This window comes from Phormidium pseudopriestleyi FRX01 (assembly GCF_017313335.1).
Classification (GTDB): Bacteria; Cyanobacteriota; Cyanobacteriia; order Cyanobacteriales; family Laspinemataceae; genus Laspinema; species Laspinema pseudopriestleyi.
In genome coordinates, this window is record NZ_JAFLQW010000669.1 from 1 (window position 1) to 3,714 (window position 3,714).

The following is a 3,714-nucleotide window of genomic DNA, read 5'->3' on the forward strand; positions in this document are numbered from 1 at the left end:
CTCCAACCTCAAAGAAGCCGCCAGTTATGCGCGCCGGGGGAGCAATAGTTCGGTTTTGAAACGGATTGAATATTACTGCTATCATCCCTTGCTCAAAGATGGCAATGTGCTGATTGATTTACCGGGAATTGATGCGCCGGTGAAACGGGATGCAGAACTCACCTATCGCAAGATAGAAGACCCGGAAACTTCGGCGGTGGTATGCGTCCTCAAACCGGCATCGGAAGGGGATATGACTACGGAAGAGACGGAATTGTTGGAGAAAATGCGGTCTAATCCGGGAATTCGCGATCGCGTCTTTTATGTCTTTAACCGCATCGACGAAACCTGGTATAATACCCAACTCCGGCAGCGGTTAGATGACCTCATTATCACCCAGTTCCGCGACACCAAACGCCTCTATAAAACCAGTGGATTGCTGGGATTTTGGGGAAGTCAAATCAAACAAACCAGCGAACGCGATCGCTACGGATTAGATTCCCTATTTGCCGAAAGTGTCAAAAACACCAGCATCCAGGAAGATACCCCGCAATTTGTCAACGAATTTAACCGCTACTGCGCCAACTCGGGGAAACTCTCCCCCAGTCAATTTAAAATTGCGGTTTACAGCTACGAAACCCCCAATGAAAACTATGTCCGCATCCTCAAGGAGTGCGGAACATCTCTCCTAAATCAGCTCATTTCTGATAGCGGCATTGAGGATTTTCGCACCAGCATTACCAACTATCTGACCCACGAAAAACGTCCTCTCCTCTTTAAAACTCTCGCCAATGACCTCCAACCCATTTGTCTTGTCTTAAGTGGGCATTACGTCCAACAATATCGGGACCTAGAGAGTCAACCCGTCAATATTGAAGGGTTAAAATTGCGGCGGATGGAACAACTCAATAATGACTTGCGCCGCCTGGGAATGGCCTTAAATGAACATATCACCCAGGAAGTCAATCAAGTTGTTACCAATCAATGCCTCACCTTTGAGGAAGACTTCCGCAAGCTGAAGGTTAAAATGGTTTCCCGCATGGATGAACTGTTAAATACCTTCTCCGTAGAACAAGCCTATCGGCAGGCCACTTTAACCCATCCTCGTAACTCTACTGCACCGTTACTGGCGATTTTAGTTGAGGCTTTTTACTATTTGTCCAATGAGTTAGAGGACGTATTAGCGGTAGAATCAGAACGAACCATAGCCAACTATTTCGCCTATTTAATCGACCAGATTCGCCGTCAAGATTATTACCGAGAATTGTGCCGATTAGTGGGAGGAGATGCGGGACTAGAACAGGCGGTTAAAAACCTGGAAATGCAAGTTCAAGAAGCGATTCGCGCTGCCGCCAGTACCGAATGCGATCGGTTCGTGCGGGAGAGTCCTCGCTTTTACGATGAAGGCACATTTTCAATTTATCAGTTCCGCAAAGTGCTGCAACAAACCTCTCAAAGTTTTGATTGTATCAGCATGAAAGATGCGGAACCCGCCATTCGCCAGTTGTTAAAGCTGGATTTTGAACCGAAGGTCAAACACACGATTCAAAGTACCTTCCGGCAAACAGTGAATCAAACCCTGAAAACTCATTTGTTGCCGTTGGTTAAGCAACAAGAGGAGATGATTTTGCAGCAATACAACCGGGCGCGATCGCACCTAGAAAAAACCCTGGAACGGGAAGCACAGGAACAACTCGATAGCAATCAGATTCAGTTGCAAGAAGTTCAGAATAAAATGGCAGATTACAACGAGGTGGTTTCGGGGATTAATAGCTGCTTACAGGCGATGCTTTTAGACCGCTATCAGTTACCTTTGGCGAATTTGCAAGAGGCGATTATCGAGGTGGAACCTGTTGAGGAGGAAGATGGGGAATTAGGCGAGGAGGGGGAGATGATTTAATCCGATGAATGTCAATAGGGTAGGATGTGTTTTGGTACATTTTACCCTGTTGACAGGATAGTTTTAATAAGATACAATACCAAAATATCAATTTTACCAAGGTAATTGTTATGAGCAATAATTATGAACGACTAGAATCTGATGAAGTTTTGTCGGTAGATGAGCCTTGGAAAATAGTAATTAACAATCCAACATTCAAACCTCGTGAACTAATCGAAGCCCTCCTAACTCTACTAAAAAATTCTGATGAGGTATTTAAAAGAGGTAACGTAGAAGGAAGAATGCAATGGGGTCGCGAAGGAATACCAGCGCAAGTATTAAGATATGGAGCGAATGGCTGGCAAAGAGGAAAAGTTAGAATTCACTTGGAATTTTGTCCAGATGAGCCAGCAGTAAAAAAGACATCGACACCCAATCAACCGGAAACCAGTGAACCTGAATCACCCCTTGATGAGATTAGGCGGATGAAGGAATGAGCAAAATATTGCCTTATAATAGTAGCGAAACTAATCAGGCGGCAGAGCCGCAAAATGCCCGTGTCACGGCAGAGCCATGACACGAGAATCTATTATAGAATACTCTAATTCTCGTGACTTGGCTCTGCCGAGTCATGTAATATTGGAGGCTCTGCCTCCATCAGCACATAGACGGTATGATAATAATAAAAATTTATGGGGATTACCTGAGATGAGCAATCAATTTGAACCCTTGGAGCCGGATGAAGTTCTGGTTTTAAAGAACGATTACTGTAAAATATTAATTGGTCAGCCAACCGTTAGAACAAAAGAGTTGACAGAACGGGCAATTTTTCTATTGAGGAGGAATGATTCTGTTATTTATAAAGATGGTTGGGACAAAAATCAAGCACGTTGGGTTACTGAGGGGGTGGAAGCTAAAACATTAAGATATGGAGCCAAAAACTGGCAAGCGGGGAAAGTTAGAATGAGGATTATTGTAGAATTCTGCCCAGATGAGCCAGAAGTTGAAGAAATAGCTGTACCCCATGAAGCAGAATCCCCCAGTGAACCGGAATCACCTTTGGATGAGATTCGGCGGATGATTGATGAACCCAACTCTTGAAACTTACCCTTTTCATCTACTAAAAATCTATGAGTAAAACCCCTCGAATCCGGATTCCAGCAGCAGTTAGAGCTTATGTGTTGGAACGCGATCGCCATCAGTGTCAAAGTTGCGGCAAAACTGAACAAGAAACTGAACTCAACATCGACCATATTATCCCACTGGCGATGGGGGGGTCCAACGATATCAGTAATCTGCAAACCCTTTGCCGTGAGTGCAATCAACGCAAAAGTGCCGACTTGGACCCTCGATTTCAGCGTCGGTTTGACTTATAATTGCTATAATTCGGATTCAAGGGAAGAATGAAGGGACCGGATGAGGGATGAAAGACAACGGTTGACTGTCTTTTGTCTCAATTAAATCCCTTTCACCTTCATCCTTCCGCTTTGATCCTTCATCCTTGCTATGTCCAATGACCGATGATAAACAAAAAGCAAAAGAGCAAATTCTCTACCTGTTAAAGATGCAAGGGGCCACCAGTGCGACGGACCTGGCAGAACAGTTAGAGGTGTCTCCGATGGCGATTCGCCAGCATTTGCAGGCAATGCGGGGAGAGGGTTTGGTGGATTATTCGGAACAACGGCGTCCGATTGGGCGACCTGTGAAGTTGTGGGAGTTGACCGATCGCACCCTGAACCTATTTCCCAATACTCATGCCGATTTGATGGTAGAATTTCTGAATAGTTTTGAGGCGGTTTTAGGGCAAACAGAATTAGAGAAAGTCTTGGCGGAACGTGCTCGCCGACAAATTCAAG

Annotated in this window: 5 protein-coding genes; all 5 read left to right on the forward strand. The window is 44.9% G+C overall.

Translation table 11 applies throughout. From position 1 onward, the window contains the following. Positions 1–1,879: dynamin-like GTPase family protein (locus J0895_RS25085; protein WP_207090708.1), on the forward strand; the 1,879-nt coding region annotated here is incomplete at its 5' end. Positions 1,880–1,989: 110 nt separating this feature from the next. Further along, a complete protein-coding gene (locus J0895_RS25090; RefSeq protein WP_207090709.1) occupies positions 1,990–2,355 on the forward strand; it encodes a KGK domain-containing protein in 366 nt (121 codons plus the stop codon). A 76-nt stretch (positions 2,356–2,431) separates the two neighbouring features. After that, the gene (locus tag J0895_RS25095; RefSeq protein WP_207090710.1) at positions 2,432–2,959 is read left to right on the forward strand and encodes a KGK domain-containing protein; all 528 of its coding nucleotides are present in this window, start codon (positions 2,432–2,434) and stop codon (positions 2,957–2,959) included. 29 nt (positions 2,960–2,988) lie between these two features. Beyond that, positions 2,989–3,234: an HNH endonuclease gene (locus J0895_RS25100; RefSeq protein ID WP_207090711.1), complete on the forward strand. Its 246-nt coding sequence runs from the start codon at positions 2,989–2,991 to the stop codon at positions 3,232–3,234. A 137-nt stretch (positions 3,235–3,371) separates the two neighbouring features. Then, the coding region (locus J0895_RS25105; RefSeq protein ID WP_207090712.1) for a helix-turn-helix transcriptional regulator at positions 3,372–3,714 on the forward strand (343 nt) is incomplete at its 3' end.